The organism is Bacillus sp. SRB3LM (assembly GCF_015712745.1).
Lineage (GTDB): Bacteria > Bacillota > Bacilli > Bacillales > Bacillaceae_G > Bacillus_A > Bacillus_A thuringiensis_K.
The window spans coordinates 149,727-167,961 of record NZ_VWVQ01000067.1 but is presented as its reverse complement, the minus strand read 5'-3'; the positions used below and the strand labels follow the sequence as shown (position 1 = coordinate 167,961).

The window sequence follows — 18,235 nt, the reverse complement described above, 5'->3', positions numbered from 1 at the left end:
TTTTAGAAACCTTGCCTGTTTTTCATGATTTAAAACTAATAAGGAGAGGAAAGTATGAGTGAATTGCATTTTATGAGTCTAGAAGAACTGGATAATGAATTAGAAAAAGATGACAGTGGTATTTATTTTATTAGAGATTATAATGACAATATTATTTATATAGGTAAGGCTTTTAGTATAAAAAGTAGAGTATTAGCTCATTTTAATAGTTATTCCAATATTAAGGAATATGTACATTTATTTAATAAAGTAGCGTATCTTATTGAAGATAGCTTGTTAAAACGCTCATTGTTACAAGTTACTTATATGATTAAATATAAACCAGTATTAAACAAAGAAGTCCAAAAAGAATTCCCAGAGTTATATACTCAATACATTAAGCAAACAAATAAAAAATCCATGTTGTTAGAAATGGATGAAGCTAAAGAAAAAAGGAATGAGTTAAAGAATAGATTAGTAAAATTAGTAGGCGGAAAAACTATGTTTTATGACATAATTTCTCTGTTAAACAATGGATATAACTATCATGTTCTCGCAAAAGTATTGAGCATAGAACTTCAAACTTTAATTATAATGAAAGAACACCGAAACAAATTTCCGATACCACATAATTATAAGAGGACAATAAAGCATCAAGATATAATGTATGCTTTATCTGGAAAAAAGAATTTAAGTACTTCAAGGTTAAACACTTAACTTTAAAGTAGTAAATTCGTAGCTTTTGTAGCTTTTATTGTTATATTGAAATGCAATGTACATTTGTGTTTCAAATTCAATTGGTAGAATAAGGGGAGGGAAAGGGTTCCCATAAAAGTACTAGAAGAAATTAGGTTACTCATGCGTAAATAGCATAATTAGGCACATGTTATTTATAAATATTCAAAGATACGAAAGTAATACAAATGAAATTCTTATTTCTGCTACTACAAGTACTATTGAGCAAATGAAGTATGAAATTGCTTTTGAACTAGGAGTCACACTGGGACCTGATACATCACATCATCTGCAAATGGTTCGGATCGGTGGAGAGATTACAAAACGCTTAGTTCGAATGGCTGAAAAATAGTTAACAGGTCAATATAGATTACACTAAGAAAATAATCCGTATATATACGGATTATTTTCCTTTAATTTACAAAAAAACAAATTTCGAAATTGAAAAGACCTCTCAGATTACTTTGTAACAATCTTTTTTAGTTATGTTAATGACATAGGTATCTAAAGGTGATAAATTCGGTATGAACGATGTATGAGCCCTTAAAAGTATTTTGGTGTTATTTGCAATTTTAATTCTATAATACTTAAGCTGATATAATAAAATGTTTTATGTCTAAATCGATATAAAATAATAATTATTAAGTGATATTTCTTTTTTTATAGAATAAGTAAAAACTGATACTGTAGTAATTACTGTTTTGAGATCAATTTACTGTGTACCTTAATTATTGAAGTTTTTTGTTGATTAACAACTATTGTATTTGGAAATTAATAATAAGTTTATCCCGCTATTTGCCGGGCAGTAAGACCCCGATTGGTATGGGCTAATAATCAGTGGGGGATGAACAAAACCCCCACTGATTAAAGTTTCACTTTATGTGATACGGTAATAAAACTAGCTAGTTTGCTATTCTTAGTATTTGTAAAGTCTATATATTTTTTCCTCTTTTGTGGAAAGTAAAACTAATGTTACGACCAGTAATATAGTGTCATTTTTTGAATATTCCATTCGTTTTTTATTTTTAGTTGATGAAAAGACCTTTCTCTCAATTAAATGTTTAATTGAGTACTTGAATTTCCTCTACCTTGTATTTTTCAAAGCATAGTGCTTCAAAAATAGCCGTATCGCTTTCATCTGTTTCCAATTTCACAACTTCTTTATTATCTTTTTCTAAAATTTGGAGCAAAATAGTTTTTCAGTTTCACATTTAAATTAGCAGTATTTATTTTTTGAATTCAATTTGTATAAATGATTGAATTGGAACTTTGACTGTTATTTCTTGCGGTGGTACAGTATCTCCTGTAACTTTCGCTGCATTTTAAACCTTTTTCCAGCTTGGTCCTCGCATTGACTACCACTGTATTTTGTAGTACTTCACTGTTTTCTCAAGTTCAATAATTATATCTTGTAGAATTAAGAAAAGAACTTAGTGTATTTCATTTACTTATCTACTCTGATATTTAGATGCTAACTACAATTAAATAATATATGATTTTTATAAAAAAGATATAGTAATATTTTGTTGTGAATTGTACTAATTTGATATTTTATAGTATTATTTGTCATGAATTATATCTAACAGAATATATTTTATGGATCTATAAAGGAGAATGTAATGAATACTTCTATCGATATACAACACTTGTGTGATCTTGCACATAAAGCATTTAATGCCCCTGTACATATTTTATCTGCAGACAGAAAAATTTTATATCATTCTACATCTGATAATGTTTGTAGTCCTTTTTATTCTTCAAAAGAAGAACATCTTAGTGATATTTATCAAGAAAACGATCCCTTTAACTTGCCACTTTTTCGAAGTAACAACTATCTTGAAAATTTTGTTCTAATTCATATAGAAAATCATGATGATATTAAAGGGACTATTATAATCGGTCCTACTATACATCCAAAAGATTCAGATGATATGATCATAAAATTTCAGAAAGAATTTAAATCAAATGATAACATTCAAGAAAGACTTGCCTATTATCAGTGTTTATCTGAGATTAAAAAAACTACATTAATTGATATGGGAATTTTATTACATTACATGATTTTCAATGAAAAGTTAGATGTAGATATTGTCTTGGAAAAAAATAGAGTACTAGAGGAAATTCCTAATAAAAATGTGAAACCTGATTTATATATTTTAAAACGCCGACAAAACAAACCTAAAACGCACAATATGGCATTAGTAAATGATTTCTTTTCGACTATTAAAGAAGGAAATAAAAAAAAGTTAATACAGTATATGTATGCGGTTTCGCAAGAAGATGTTGAACTTATGCTAATAGAGGATCCGCTCAGGAATCAAAAAAACCTTGGAATTATTGCGATTACCTTAGCCACTCGATATGCAATAGAAGGAAACCTGCCACCAGATATTGCTTTTGCTCATAGTATTTTATATATACAAACCCTAGAACAATTAGATAATGTAGAATCTGTAAAGCGATTGTCAGGGGACGCTTTACGTACCTTTGCAGATCGTGTGAAAGAATACAATGCAAAAAAGTATTCTTACGCGGTTACTACATGTATAAAACATATTAATAAAAATGTTTACGATGGAATATCTCTGAATGAACTTGCTAATCAATTAGAAATTACGCCTACTTATCTGTCTAAACTATTTAAAAAAGAAATGGGAATCACTTTCAGCGAATATATTCAAAGGGAACGAGTGGAAGAAGCAAAAAAATTATTAACACTTACTACTTATTCTTTATCAGATATCTGTGCTTGGCTTAATTTTAATGACCAAAGTTATTTTATAAGAGTTTTCAAAAAAAATACTAGTATGACTCCTAGGCAGTACCGTGAAAAATATACAGTAATATAAGCTTGATATCTGCTGTCTCCAATGTAAAGACTTAAACATGGGTATAAGTATCCTAAAAAATAAAAATTCACTAACCATTATTTTGCTAAAGGAAACAAAAAGATAGAAGGCTGCAAAGTGTTTCAAGGAGGCTTTGCAGCTTTTTTGTAATTTAGAACCTACGTTTATAACGAAGATAAGTTTATAGATTAATATCTTCATATTAGATATTTAATAATGATGATATCAGGATGTTTTTTAAAAAAATCAACAATATAACATATATTACTAAATATATCTACATTTTATGCAATTATACATAACTAAATAAAGGTAAAAAAGTATAAAAAAACCTATTATATTATTCTATAAGTATTTTTTCTAAAATAAAATTTCTTGGTTGAGCTAAAATAGTTATTTTTAACCGTATACACATTAATTTGTAATCATTACAATTACAGAAATGAAATTTACGAATAACTATATTTATATAATTTTTTTGGTTCATATTTTTATTTAACAGTAAATTATCGAGCATAATCGACAAAATTTTTCTATTTACGCATTGAAAATTTAATGTTTTAATGAACAACATAACTGGTATGACCAGACAGAAAGGAGAAGGTTACGCTAATAGGAATTATAGTGAAGTTATAAGTAACATTATGTCTTTGATATTTTTCTGAATAGTAAATTTATTTACAAGAGGTCAAGAATCAAATTGGTAATAAACGTGTTCTAAGTTTCTGCATAACAAAAGTGAAGTTATTCCGCAATAAAAGTATAAGCAATGTACAATATAATTTCACCTTTTGTTGTCTAGTAAGGAGTTTGCTGACAAAACTAAGAGGGATATTATTAAATTGGAATTAAACAATGTTATGACAAGATTAACTGTAAGCATTGGTTTATTGATCCTCACGATTCTGTAAGTTAAACCGCAACTTTAGGAAAGAATTAATAATTTACTACTCATAAGGTGCCTGATTCAAATATAGTTAATAAATTTTTGTTATTTATATTTAAAAAAATAGAGTATCGAAATGAGAGATAAATAAAATCCTTACATCCTATTAGAAGTAAAAAACAACGATATTAACGTATCTGAAAGATTTCTCCTTCTTATCCAGTTTACAAAGAGAGCGGTCGTACAAGTTATATGAATTAAGTTATAAAAACAATGGTAAAGGAGTGTACGGAATGAAAACTAAAATAATGACAGGATTATTAGTCACATCCATTGTAACTGGAGCAACTATTCCTATCAATACTCTCGCAACACCAATCGTTCAAGCGGAAACTCAACAGGAAGGCATGGATATTTCCTCTTCATTACGAAAATTAGGTGCGCAATCTAAATTAATCCAAACGTATATTGATCAATCTTTAATGAGTCCTAATGTACAGCTAGAGGAAGTCCCAGCTTTAAATACCAATCAATTCCTAATCAAACAAGATATGAAGGAATGGTCATCGGAACTCTATCCACAGTTAATTCTATTAAATTCAAAAAGTAAAGGGTTTGTAACAAAATTTAATAGTTATTACCCGACATTAAAATCGTTTGTAGACAATAAAGAAGATAGAGAAGGGTTTTCGGATAGACTTGAAGTACTTCAAGAAATGGCTATGACGAATCAAGAAAATGCGCAACGACAAATCAATGAATTAACAGATCTTAAATTACAGCTTGATAAAAAATTAAAAGATTTTGATACTAATGTGGCAACTGCGCAAGGCATACTAAGTACAGATGGAACAGGAAAAATAGATCAGTTAAAAAATGAAATATTAAATACCAAAAAAGCAATTCAAAATGATTTACAGCAAATTGCATTAATACCAGGGGCTTTAAATGAACAGGGATTTGCTATATTCAAAGAAGTTTATAGTCTTTCAAAAGAAATTATTGAACCAGCTGCGCAAGCAGGGGTGGCAGCGTATAACAAAGGAAAAGAAATTAACAACTCTATTCTAGAAGCTGAGAAAAAAGCAGTGCAAGAAGCAACAGAGCAAGGTAAAACTGCTCTAGAGATTGAATCAGCAAAAAGAGCAGCTCGTGAAGCAATTGAGAAAAGCAAACAAGGTGAAATAGCAGCCGCAGCCGCAGCAAAAACACAAGAGTATGACCTGATGAAGGTCATTGATACCGAAAAGATTAAGAAAACATTTGGCGTTTTTGCTGAAGTAAATAAATTAACAGCAGAACAGCGAGCATATTTAGATGATTTAGAGAAACAAAATCAAAAAATATATGATTTAACAACGAAATTATCAATAGCTGATTTACAAAAATCAATGCTTCTTCTTACACAAAATGATTTGCATACGTTTGCAAATCAAGTAGATTTAGAACTTGATCTACTAAAGCGCTATAAAGAAGATTTAAATCTAATAAAAAATAGCATTACAAAATTATCTACTAATGTTGATACAACTAACGAGCAGTCTCAAAAAGATACATTAAGACAATTAAAAAATGTAATAAGTTACCTTGAAGAGCAAGTATATAAATTTTGATATTACGTTTTTGGAAATCTATAAAGAGTATAAGTATTTAGCGAAAGAAGGAGAATAGTCATGAAAAAATTTCCATTCAAAGTACTAACTTTAGCTACATTAGCAACTGTTATAACTGCTACTACCGGTAACACTATTCATGCATTTGCACAAGAAACGACCGCTCAAGAACAAAAAGTAGGCAATTATGCATTAGGCCCCGAAGGACTGAAGAAAGCATTAGCTGAAACAGGGTCTCATATTCTAGTAATGGATTTATACGCAAAAACAATGATTAAGCAACCAAATGTAAATTTATCTAATATCGATTTAGGCTCAGAGGGGGGAGAGTTGCTCAAAAATATTCACCTTAATCAAGAGCTGTCACGAATCAATGCAAATTACTGGTTAGATACAGCGAAGCCACAGATTCAAAAAACTGCTCGTAATATTGTAAATTACGATGAACAATTTCAAAATTATTACGACACATTAGTAGAAACTGTACAAAAGAAAGATAAGGCAGGTCTAAAAGAGGGTATAAATGATTTAATTACTACAATCAATACAAATTCAAAAGAAGTTACAGATGTGATTAAGATGCTACAAGACTTCAAAGGGAAACTATATCAAAATTCTACAGATTTTAAAAATAATGTTGGTGGTCCAGATGGGAAAGGTGGATTAACTGCAATATTAGCAGGTCAACAGGCAACGATTCCACAACTTCAAGCTGAAATTGAGCAACTTCGTTCTACTCAGAAAAAACATTTTGATGATGTATTAGCATGGTCAATTGGTGGTGGATTGGGAGCAGCTATTTTAGTTATTGCAGCTATTGGAGGAGCGGTAGTTATTGTTGTAACTGGCGGTACAGCAACACCGGCTGTTGTTGGTGGACTCTCGGCTCTTGGTGCAGCTGGTATCGGTCTAGGAACTGCGGCTGGTGTCACAGCATCTAAGCATATGGACTCCTATAATGAAATTTCTAACAAAATCGGAGAATTAAGTATGAAAGCAGATCGTGCTAATCAAGCAGTTCTTTCGCTTACTAACGCGAAAGAAACATTGGCATATCTATATCAGACTGTAGATCAAGCGATATTGTCTCTAACAAATATTCAAAAGCAATGGAATACAATGGGCGCAAATTATACAGATTTACTGGATAATATCGATTCTATGCAAGACCACAAATTCTCTTTAATACCAGATGATTTAAAAGCCGCTAAAGAAAGTTGGAATGATATTCATAAAGATGCAGAATTCATTTCAAAAGATATTGCTTTTAAACAGGAGTAGAACTGAAATTTAAAACCTAAATTGGAGGAAAATGAAATGATAAAAAAAATCCCTTACAAATTACTCGCTGTATCGACGCTATTAACTATTACAACCGCAAATGTAGTTTCACCAGTAACAACTTTTGCAAGTGAAATTGAACAAACGAACAATGGAGATACGGCTCTTTCTGCAAATGAAGCGAGAATGAAAGAGACCTTGCAAAAGGCTGGATTATTTGCAAAATCTATGAATGCCTATTCTTATATGTTAATTAAGAACCCTGATGTGAATTTTGAGGGAATTACCATTAATGGATATGTAGATTTACCTGGTAGAATCGTGCAAGATCAAAAGAATGCAAGGGCACATGCTGTTACTTGGGATACGAAAGTAAAAAAACAGCTTTTAGATACATTGAATGGTATTGTTGAATACGATACAACATTTGACAATTATTATGAAACAATGATTGAGGCGATTAATACAGGGGATGGAGAAACTTTAAAAGAAGGGATTACAGATTTGCGAGGTGAAATTCAACAAAATCAAAAGTATGCACAACAACTAATAGAAGAATTAACTAAATTAAGAGACTCTATTGGACACGATGTTAGAGCATTTGGAAGTAATAAAGAGCTCTTGCAGTCAATTTTAAAAAATCAAGGTGCAGATGTTGATGCCGATCAAAAGCGTCTAGAAGAAGTATTAGGATCAGTAAACTATTATAAACAATTAGAATCTGATGGGTTTAATGTAATGAAGGGTGCTATTTTGGGTCTACCAATAATTGGCGGTATTATAGTGGGAGTAGCAAGGGATAATTTAGGTAAGTTAGAGCCTTTATTAGCAGAATTACGTCAGACCGTGGATTATAAAGTAACCTTAAATCGTGTAGTTGGAGTTGCTTACAGTAATATTAATGAAATGCACAAGGCGCTTGATGATGCTATTAACGCTCTTACTTATATGTCCACGCAGTGGCATGATTTAGATTCTCAATATTCGGGCGTTCTAGGGCATATTGAGAATGCAGCTCAAAAAGCCGATCAAAATAAATTTAAATTCTTAAAACCTAATTTAAATGCAGCGAAAGACAGTTGGAAAACATTACGAACAGATGCAGTTACATTAAAAGAAGGAATAAAGGAATTAAAAGTGGAAACTGTTACTCCACAAAAATAGGGAAATATTAATTCTGTTGTAAAGTGAACTAAAACATAGAAAGTCTATGATTACACTGTTAAACAGAAAAGTAATAATTGATAAATCCTTATATAACAGAAAGGCGGAGTCTCATTAAAGACTTCGCCTTTCAATTATATATAAGTATGATTCTAATAAAAGAATAACCTTGTAGTTTAATTGCTTTTTTTAAATTTGCAACAGAATCGGTTAATTTGAAGCTGATTATATACATTTTCTTTAATACTTAATGATTTGAAGACTGCTAAAGAAAGTTCAAACGATACTGATAAAAGGTGTAGAACTTATTTTGAAAGACATCGCTTTTTAATAAGATTAGAACTTGAAACCATACCCTATAGAGGAGGAATACGAAATGATGAAAAAAATCCCTAATAAACTACTCGCTGTATCAGCGTTTTTAACTATAACAACTACTTATGCAGTCATACCACTAGAAACTTTTGCAATTGAAATTGAACAAACGAACACTGAAAATATGTCTCTTTCAGCAAATGAAGAACAGATGAAAAAAGCTTTGCAAGATGCTGGTTTATTTGCAAAAGCTATGAATGAATATTCTTATTTGCTAATTAATAATCCAGATGTGAGTTTTGAAGGAATAACTATTAATGGAAATGCAGATTTACCTAGTAAAATTGTACAAGATCAAAAGAATGCAAGAGCACATGCTGTGACATGGAATACACAAGTAAAAAAACATCTTTTTGATACATTGACAGGCATTATAGAATACGATACAAAATTTGAAAATCATTATGAAACATTAGTAGAGGCGATCAATACTGGAAATGGAGATACTTTAAAAAAAGGGATTACAGATTTACAAGGAGGAATTCAACAAAATCAAAAGTCTGCAAAAGCATTAATAGAAGAATTAATTCAATTAAAAAATGCTATTGGAGAAGATGTTAGAACATTTGGAAGTCATAAAGAGACATTGCAATCGATTTTAAAAAACCAAGGTGCTGATGTGGAGGCTGACCAAAAGCGTCTAGAGGACCTTTTAGGACAAGTAAAATATCAGAAAGACATAGAATCTAAGGGATTAGACATGGTGAAAATCCCCTTTATTCCAACCTTGATTGCTGGTGGCATAATGATAGGTGATGCAAGAGGTAAGTTAGGTTGGCTAGAACCTGAATTAGCAAAATTGCGTCAGACTGTAGATTATAAAATAACATTGAATCGTGTAGTTGGAGTTGCGTTTCATAATATTAGTGATATGCATAGTATGCTTGATAGTGCTATCACTGCTCTTACTTATATGTCTACGCAATGGGAGGATTTAGATTCTCAATATTCGGGTGTACTGGGACATATTAGTAAAGCTGATCAAAAGGCTGATCAAAATAAATATAAATTCTTAACCCCTAGCTTGAATGCAGCGAAAAACAGTTGGAAAACATTAAAAACAGATGTTGTCACTTTGCAAGAAGGGATAAAAATTGCAGAGAAAAAAGAACAGGATTTTTTGAATCAGCTTCGTCCATCAAACGTTTTCTACTTTTATAAAAAAATTCATAACGCATACACTTTTGAAATAAAGACTGGAACAAATGCGCCAAATGCGTCTTATAAAGTTATGAATTTAACTAAAAACACTGTTCATAATATGTGGAGTGGAGGGGCTAATACTAACATGTGGGCTGATTGGCTTTCATTCAATCCAAATGATGAATTTGCGGTAGTAGCAGTAGTGGATGGTAAGGAATATGTTGTGTATAAAGACAAAGTACAAAATATAATGAACTGAATCTGAAAGTAACGAAGTAATTGGAGCTGGAGAATAAACTAGACACCAAGTTAATTGAAAAATCTCCTTATATCCTAGAATATTTTGCTCAAGAAAAAGAATTTGTTCAGCGAAAAAGTAAATATTGAACCAAGGAGTTAGTTGTATTATGTGTATGGTTTTACCGAAATGTTTCAAGTACATTACTCATACAATTATGTAGTTATCCTGAAGCATCTACAGGTGTTCTTATCGACCTTGAAGAACTACTTAGCTTCCTAAGTGGAGTGACTTTATGCAAAATTAAGTGAACGTTTTTGTACATAGATTAGTTGACATTTATATAGATTTTTTCCATTTTCAAAGATAGTTTTGTTTTTTATGTTATTTTTCAAAAATTACTGTTGAAGTTTCTATATTCATGACTCAGCATATAATCATTGTTTGATGAAATGACATACCACGTCCCTTAGAGTTTCATACGTATTACGATAACTTAAAGAAAAAAGATAATAGTAGTCAACGGTTACTATTATCTTTTTTGAACTATTTTTCATTAAAATATCTCATCTGCTGTGCTCCTTATTTACTTTTCCAGATTTTATCCTAGTTTAAAATTTATGCATTTGAACTGTTTATACAATTTGTAGGATTTTTAGCTTTTTTGTCGAATACACTTAATTCAAGGAGGGACATTACATGATTATTAAAGATTATTTCATCAACCTTTCTATTTTTTCTTTATTAGTTAGCGCAGCAATATTTATTCAAGTGTTTACAATTAATTCTAGTCGATATTTCGAAAAGCTCTATGGAGGGATTATTGCAGTTACGTTAATGTTCTTTTCTTTTCCATACATGGGATTTTCCTACGATCTTCGAGTTGTTCCTCTTATTCTATCTTTTATTTACTTTGGTCGTATTGCTGGTTGGATTACGTTAATTAGCATAATTGTAATGCGTATCTTTTACACTGGAGGGTATTGGGAACCTCCTGTGATTGCTTATTTAGGTATGGGGATTCTATTTTCTACCTTTAAAACTTATTTTAAAAAACTACGTCCTTTTAAAAGTGCATCGTTATATTTTTCTGTTTTTATTGGAATAAAGTGGTTAGTTGGCGTATTATTTAATACTACATTACTTTACACAGGAGGCCTATTATATATAGCGTTAGGACTTTTAATTGGGCTATTCCTTATGGAAGCCTACCAGAGATTGTATTATTTAACACAGGACTTATCTAAAATGAATCGAGAATTAAAAAAATCGAAGCAAGAACTTGCAGATACCGTACATGAGCTTCAAGGAGGAATTTTTAAATTTAAAAAAGTGGATAAGCACTTTATACACACTTTATGTGATGGACAGTTTTATTATCAAAACGGATTTTATTCTGAACAGGTGGTAGGAAAAAGCTTACGTACTATTGATGCTTCTATTGTTCCTCCACATTTAGTTCCACAATTGATGAAGTACTATCTTCAGGCATGGGAAGGAAAAGAAATTATATTTGAATTACCTTGGCCAAATGATAAAACTATTATTCTTATTGCGCTTAGGCCAATTAAACGAAATGGACAAGTTATTGAAGTTGTTGGTTCTACAGTTGATATAACCGAAAGGAAAAAGGTAGAATCAGAATTAAGCGCTACCAAAGAATTATTGGAATCATTTATAAAGCACAATCTAGATGCTATTACCATTTCTGATCGAGAAGGGCATATTTTACAAGCCAATAAAGCTTATGAAAAGATATTTGGGTGGTCATCACAAGAAATCATAGGTAAGAGATTACCTTGTGTACCAGATTTTTTAATGGAAGAATCGCTCAAAAATATTCAGAAAATTCTAACAGGTGAATCTGTGGTTACTAAATTAGAAACTGTTAGACAAAGGAGCGATGGGAGTCTTCTTGATGTTAGTCTGACAGTTTCTCCTATACTAGATGTAAGAGGAAATGTGATAGCTTTATCAGCAATATGTAGAGACATCTCTGAAAGAAAACAAGCAGAAAGAGAACGGCATCGATTACACCGGCAATTAAGAGATAGTGAAATGAAGTACCGTGCACTAATCGAACAAGCAACTGATGCGGTATATGTAGTAGAGCTGAATGAAGATAATGCTCCAAGTCGATTTATTGAGGTGAACCCTGTTGGGTGTAGAAGATTTGGATATAGTAGAGAAGAGTTGCTCTCATTATCATTTTCAAATATAGTACCACAAGATTCTCAAATGATCGTAAGGCTATTAGAAAAAATTAAAAAGGGACAAACTTCCTTCACTTTGCAAGATGAATATGTTTTTCCAACAGGAAAAGTAATAACAACTGAGTTTAGTGTTCGTGTTTTTAACTTAAATGGTAAAAAGGTTTTCCTAAGTATTTCTCGTGATATCACTGAACGGCTAAAAACAGAAGAATTATTACGAAAATCTGAAAAACTTGCTGTTGTAGGACAATTAGCGACTGCAATGGCTCATGAGATTAATAATCCATTAACTGCAATGAAAGGGTTCATGCAATTACTAAAATCAACAGAAAATGAGAATAATCAGGGTTATATTAATATAGTATCATCAGAGATTGAGCGTATAGAGAGCATTACAACTGAATTTATGGCGGTAGCCAAACCACAGGTGGTAAAAATACAACATAATGACATTAGTGTGCTAATGGATCAAGTTTTAATGCTACTACAACCTCAAGCAATGATGCATAATATAAAATTTAGAATCGATCTTAACCCTGGTATTCCATTGATTTCATGTGAAGGAAATCAATTAAAACAAGTATTTGTTAATATATTAAAAAATGCAATTGAATCTATGCCGATGGGAGGAGAAATTCTCATTCAATTAAATATACTTGATAATAATCAAGTAAGCATTCGTTTTATCGACGAAGGGTGTGGGATTCCAAAAGAACGTATACCATACCTCGGAGAACCTTTTTATAGTATTAAAGAAGAGGGGATTGGCTTAGGGTTAATGATCTGTTATAAAATCATTGAAACACATCAGGGAAAGATATTTATTGAGAGTGAAATGAATAAGGGGACTATAGTTGAAGTCACTCTCCCTATTTGTACACTTCAAAATTAAGATATTCTCTTACTGAAATTTTTTAAGAAACCATACAGAATGTAATGCTAATGTTACTTAATGAAATAATAAAGAGAAGAACACTGGTAAATGTACCCTATAGAATAGACACTTGAAAAAGCCTGTTATAAAAACATCCTTTCTTTAGAACCAAAAGAAAGGATGTTTTTAATATTGTAATTTTTCTTGGGGACATTTAAAATTTTTACTCGTAATACATTTTTTAACTAATTTTGGTTAAGTTAGTTAAAAAGGTATTATTTTTAATGAGCATATTGACATATAAATATCCCTCATTTTTAAAATAGAAATTTCTAAAAACTATATATAGGTTCTTTTTGAAAGGAAGGGTATTATCAATTGAAACCACATGAAAAAGTACCTGTTCACTCTATAAAATCTTTGCAGGAATTAATGCAATTACTAAAAAAATCTAAAGATTTTATAACGTTGGAGATCGCTTCAAACAAATCCTCTATAGTCATTTCATATTTTAGAACCTTAATCGATGTAAATATATTTCATGAAGAGGTTTTAACTTATATAAAAGAGAAGAGCTTCGATTCATTACAAGATATTCGGTCTGTCTTACCCTTTGAAAATTCAAAAATAACAAATCAAATGGAAGATATTCAGGATAGTATTTTAAACGGCTATATACTTATTCAGTTCGATACAGATAAATTAAATGGCTTGTTAATTAATGTGGCAAAGAAAGAAAAAAGAGATATTACAAAAGCTGAAATTGAATACAATATTGTGGGTCCACAAATCGCGTTTGTTGAAGATTTAGATGTAAACTTAAATTTAGTACGTAGAAAGCTTCCAACACCTTATTTACAAATGAAGGAATTGAAAGTAGGCGCGCTATCTAACACAACCGTTGCGATTGTATATATTGAGGGAATTGTAAATGATCAAAATCTACAAGAAATTATAAAACGGGTGAGTCTAATAAAAACAGACCACGTTTTGGATAGCACGTATTTGATTCAGTTAATTGCAGACAACCCGAATTCTATATTCCCTCAATTTTTGAATACAGAACGTCCGGACCGTGTGGCAGCTGTATTAGCAGAAGGGAAAATTGCACTTTTTGTAGATGGCTCGCCTTATGCTATCACTCTTCCAACAACATTAATTGACTTTTTTTCTACGACAGAAGATTACACCATGCCTTGGATTATGGCCTCATTTTTTCGACTGTTAAGGATTTTTGCTTTTATCTTTTCTGTTTTAACGACTCCATTATATGTTTCGATCTTAACATATCATTATGAGCTAATTCCAAAAGAACTTCTTGAAACGTTGATTATATCGAGAAGTAAAGTACCTTTTCCTCCAGTCATTGAAGCACTTTTTTTAGAAATAACGATTGAATTACTGAGAGAAGCGGGGACACGTTTACCAACTAAAGTGGGTCTAACTGTCGGTATAGTAGGGGGTATTGTTATTGGACAAGCATCGGTAGAGGCAAGTCTTACAAGTAACGTACTTATTATCATTGTTGCACTTTCAGCTCTTAGTTCATTTACAGCACCAATATATCGAATTGGTAATACAATTCGAGTAATTCGTTTTCCTTTTATAATAGCTGCACACCTGTTGGGCTTATTAGGAATTGTTTTAACAAGTTCTTTACTTTTAGCACGCTTATTACGTACAGAATCATTAAAACGTCCTTATTTGTTTCCTTTTTATCCTACACGCCCTACAGATTGGAAAGACAGCATTATCCGTTTGCCAATCTCAGCGATGTTCCGACGCCCAATTTTTTCAAGATCTAAACAGCGTTTTCGTTTTAATCCAGAAGAGGTAGAGAAAAATAAAATCAAATCACGAAATGATTTTGATGATTGAAATTAACAGGGAGGAGCATTATGAAACAGGTCCCAATTGAGTATCAAGTCTCTCCATATATGGTGTTTTTTTTAATTATTACTATACAGATGGGGGTTGGTATGCTTGGTTTTGAAAGGATTAGTGCAAAATTAGTTGGAAATGATGCGTGGATTAGTACGCTACTTTTTGGAATATCTGTTAATCTTATGATTTGGATCATATATCAGATTTTAAATCAGGGTAATGGAGACATCATTGCAATCAATCAAGACGTACTTGGAAAATGGATTGGTGGATTGTTCAACTTCATTTTTTTATCCTATATTGTATTGTTAGGTGCAACAACACTACATACTTATATCGAAGTAGTACATGTTTGGATGTTTCCTTCCATTTCATCTTGGGTTATAGCTGGGGCTTTTTTAGGCTTATGTTATTACATTGTGACTGGAGGATTTCGTGTAGTTGCCGGAATTGGCTTCTTTGGAATCGTTATCCCAAGCATTCTAATCTTCACATTTTTTTATCCTTTGCAGTATGCAGATTTTCGAAATTTATTTCCAATTGCACAGCATTCATTCCTAGAAATTATGAAAGGAATGAAAGGAAATATGTTTAGTTTTTTTGGATTTGAAATGTTATTGTTGTACTACCCATTTATTAAAAAGGCAAGAAAGTCTCAAAAATATGCGCACTATGCAAATTTAGTAACGACTATTGTCTACACATACCTTATGATTTTAACTCTTGCGTTTTTTAGTGAAAAACAACTCGCGAGCGCGATATGGGCATATTTAAGTATGATTAAAATTATACAATTTCCCTTTATAGAGCGGTTTGAATACATTATTGTTTCTGTTTGGGCTTTTTTTATATTACCTAACGTTTCCTTTACATTGTGGGGAGTAAGTCGTGGTATAAAAGAGGCGCTGGGGATAAAGCAAAAATATGTTTTGCCAGTTATCATCGTATTCATCTTCGTTTTATCATTTTTCTTGAATAACCGTAATAAAATTAACTTATTAAATACTTGGACAGGTCAAATTGGCTTTATATATATATATGTATACTTACCTGTACTATGGCTAATTCAAACCGCCAAAATAAAGTTAAGGAGATAAACATGAAGCGATGGATACTTTTCATTATAGTAAGTGTCTTCTTAATAGGTTGTGCTAAAACGAAAATTGTGGATGACATTGATTTAGTTCAAGTTGCGGCATATGATACTGAAGCAGAAGGTAAGCTAAAAGGAACCTTTGCGATTTCAGCTTATAAAGGAGGGGGGGAAGGTGAAACGAAAATCTATTCAGCATCAGGCCAGACTGGTAGAGAAGTTCTTGCAAGAGCATCCGAAAAATCTTCTGGACCTCTAGAGTTGGGTCAATTGCGTGTGATTATATTTAATGAAAAAATAATTGAAAAGGGAATGCAGGAAATTTTAGAGACTTTGAACCGAAATCCTAGTGTAGGAAATGCAATTTATTTAGCAATTACAAATGTAAAAGGGGAATCACTATTAAAGGGGAACTATTCTAAAGAAAAAGAAATTTCTTCCTATCTATCCTCTTTACTGGAGCAAAATATGGACAACGGAACGCAGCCAAAAACAAATTTTTTTATGTTTTTAAACCAACTTAATGATGATGCGAGAGATTCATATTTACCGATGATATCTAAAAAAGGTAACGTGTTGGAGTTAAATGGAATAGCACTTTTTAAAAGATGTAAAATGGTTGATAAAGTGAACCCTAAAGATTTATTTGTATTTAAATTGTTGACAGATAATTTTAAACAAGGTACATACCAATTCAAATTACCTGGTTCTTCAAATACTTACGCCACGATAGAGAATATAAAAGCTAGAACAAAATATAAGATGGAGGGGAATAGTAAGCATCCATTCGTAAATGCTCATATTCAAGTTAAAGCTGAAATTCAAGAATTTACAAAAACAAAAAATCTAGATAATCCTAAAGAAATAAAAAAATTAGAAAAAATTATGGAAACAGAAATAGAAAAAAAGGCAACTACATTGATAAAGAGATTTATTAAAAAAGACACAGATCCTATAGGACTTAGAAAGCTTGGTAGAACTCACGTAAGAAAATGGAACAGCCAAGAATGGGAAGAATCCTATAAACATTTACGTTTTCGTGTAACAGCTGATGTAACAGTAACCCAATCTGGTGTTACAGAATAAATAAATCAAATAAGATATGGAAAATTTCAATAAAAAAATATAGTCTCGCAGGAGATTAGGGAGAAGAGAAACTATTAACAAAGTATTTCATAAACATTAAGATGCTTTGTTAATAGTTTTTATACTTTTATAGCCAATATCACCTATGGTAAACATTAGCATTCCATCACGTATAACTTCATAAGCTTTAGATTGATGACAATGTATGACGTCCCCAGGAAGCTATCTTATTTGTTGCACATACATAAAATGTTACTCCACTGTCTTTCAAATATATGTTTATTGTATAAAAGACACATGCCGAAATGGAACTGAAATGAATGATAATTAATAAAGCATATAACTCTCGTATCTATCCAAATAAAACACAAGCAACTCTAATTGTAATACTATATGGGAACATTATTAAATTTGAACGATATTAACAGAAATTTGTTGATAATTAGTTAAAAAAGTATTGTACGATTAAATGTAGTATGTTACAGTTGTGTTACAAAATTATTACTCAGTGTTAAAAATATTTCTGTTTTGTTTCTTGTAATTTCTGTATTGTTACAAAAAACTATAGATGTTTTTATGTGTATAGGAGTGTGTGTAGTAAAGAGTCTGAGTAAAAATACGTGCACACTTTAAATTTCCTTTCTGTCTGAATGAAGAAGACTACCAACTAATTAAGGGGGTTAAAGTAACAACTTTAAATACAATGTGCTTCCTTTCCCACACACAATTTAGTACATATTTAAAGTACAGCCTAGTTGCTACACAGACTCTTGTACATATAAACATTAAGGTGAAATAGAGATAAGGATTTATTACATAATA

General features: G+C 31.1%; 13 protein-coding genes and 1 pseudogene. 13 read left to right on the top strand and 1 reads right to left on the bottom strand.

The genetic code is table 11. From position 1 onward, the window contains the following. Window positions 1-54 precede the first annotated feature (54 nt). Entirely contained in the window at window positions 55-696 is a 642-nt protein-coding gene (locus F3I02_RS20645; RefSeq protein WP_001292181.1) for a GIY-YIG nuclease family protein, read from the top strand. A gap of 166 nt (window positions 697-862) precedes the next feature. Then, window positions 863-1,066 carry an alpha/beta-type small acid-soluble spore protein gene (locus F3I02_RS20640; protein ID WP_000897402.1) on the top strand — a complete coding sequence of 68 codons (204 nt, stop codon included), beginning with the start codon at window positions 863-865 and terminating at the stop codon, window positions 1,064-1,066. A gap of 709 nt (window positions 1,067-1,775) precedes the next feature. Here F3I02_RS20640 and F3I02_RS20635 read toward each other — a convergent pair. Next, window positions 1,776-1,904 carry a hypothetical protein gene (locus F3I02_RS20635; RefSeq protein WP_000939299.1) on the bottom strand — a complete coding sequence of 43 codons (129 nt, stop codon included), beginning with the start codon at window positions 1,902-1,904 and terminating at the stop codon, window positions 1,776-1,778. A 429-nt stretch (window positions 1,905-2,333) separates the two neighbouring features. On the opposite strand from F3I02_RS20635, the gene F3I02_RS20630 reads away from it, so the two are divergent. The 11 genes and pseudogenes from F3I02_RS20630 (at window position 2,334) to F3I02_RS34995 (ending at window position 17,838) form a co-directional block, all read left to right on the top strand. Then, window positions 2,334-3,563 (top strand): helix-turn-helix domain-containing protein, encoded by a 1,230-nt coding sequence (locus F3I02_RS20630; RefSeq protein WP_001097908.1) that lies wholly within the window; start codon window positions 2,334-2,336, stop codon window positions 3,561-3,563. Window positions 3,564-4,742: 1,179 nt separating this feature from the next. Beyond that, complete coding sequence (hblC, locus tag F3I02_RS20625; protein WP_000850238.1) at window positions 4,743-6,062, top strand: hemolytic enterotoxin HBL lytic component L2; 1,320 nt, start codon at window positions 4,743-4,745, stop codon at window positions 6,060-6,062. Between the two features lie 60 nt (window positions 6,063-6,122). Further along, the gene (gene hblD / locus F3I02_RS20620; protein ID WP_000714435.1) at window positions 6,123-7,343 is read left to right on the top strand and encodes a hemolytic enterotoxin HBL lytic component L1; all 1,221 of its coding nucleotides are present in this window, start codon (window positions 6,123-6,125) and stop codon (window positions 7,341-7,343) included. A 36-nt stretch (window positions 7,344-7,379) separates the two neighbouring features. Further along, a complete protein-coding gene (gene hblA, locus F3I02_RS20615) occupies window positions 7,380-8,507 on the top strand; it encodes a hemolysin BL binding component B (RefSeq protein WP_000591969.1) in 1,128 nt (375 codons plus the stop codon). A 376-nt stretch (window positions 8,508-8,883) separates the two neighbouring features. Beyond that, a complete protein-coding gene (gene hblB / locus F3I02_RS20610) occupies window positions 8,884-10,284 on the top strand; it encodes a hemolysin BL regulatory component HblB (protein ID WP_000976162.1) in 1,401 nt (466 codons plus the stop codon). 20 nt (window positions 10,285-10,304) lie between these two features. Further along, a pseudogene (locus F3I02_RS34090) lies at window positions 10,305-10,532 on the top strand (hypothetical protein); the annotation flags it as partial. Window positions 10,533-10,962: 430 nt separating this feature from the next. Further along, window positions 10,963-13,368 carry a PAS domain S-box protein gene (locus tag F3I02_RS20605; RefSeq protein WP_000584308.1) on the top strand — a complete coding sequence of 802 codons (2,406 nt, stop codon included), beginning with the start codon at window positions 10,963-10,965 and terminating at the stop codon, window positions 13,366-13,368. Between the two features lie 360 nt (window positions 13,369-13,728). Next, window positions 13,729-15,228 carry a spore germination protein gene (locus F3I02_RS20600; protein WP_196478348.1) on the top strand — a complete coding sequence of 500 codons (1,500 nt, stop codon included), beginning with the start codon at window positions 13,729-13,731 and terminating at the stop codon, window positions 15,226-15,228. A 20-nt stretch (window positions 15,229-15,248) separates the two neighbouring features. Continuing rightward, entirely contained in the window at window positions 15,249-16,331 is a 1,083-nt protein-coding gene (locus tag F3I02_RS20595; RefSeq protein ID WP_000815829.1) for a GerAB/ArcD/ProY family transporter, read from the top strand. A 2-nt stretch (window positions 16,332-16,333) separates the two neighbouring features. After that, the gene (locus tag F3I02_RS20590) at window positions 16,334-17,413 is read left to right on the top strand and encodes a Ger(x)C family spore germination protein (protein WP_000832856.1); all 1,080 of its coding nucleotides are present in this window, start codon (window positions 16,334-16,336) and stop codon (window positions 17,411-17,413) included. A 320-nt stretch (window positions 17,414-17,733) separates the two neighbouring features. Continuing rightward, window positions 17,734-17,838, top strand: coding sequence for a helix-turn-helix domain-containing protein (locus tag F3I02_RS34995; protein WP_131251330.1), 105 nt, complete (start codon window positions 17,734-17,736; stop codon window positions 17,836-17,838). Window positions 17,839-18,235 lie beyond the last annotated feature (397 nt).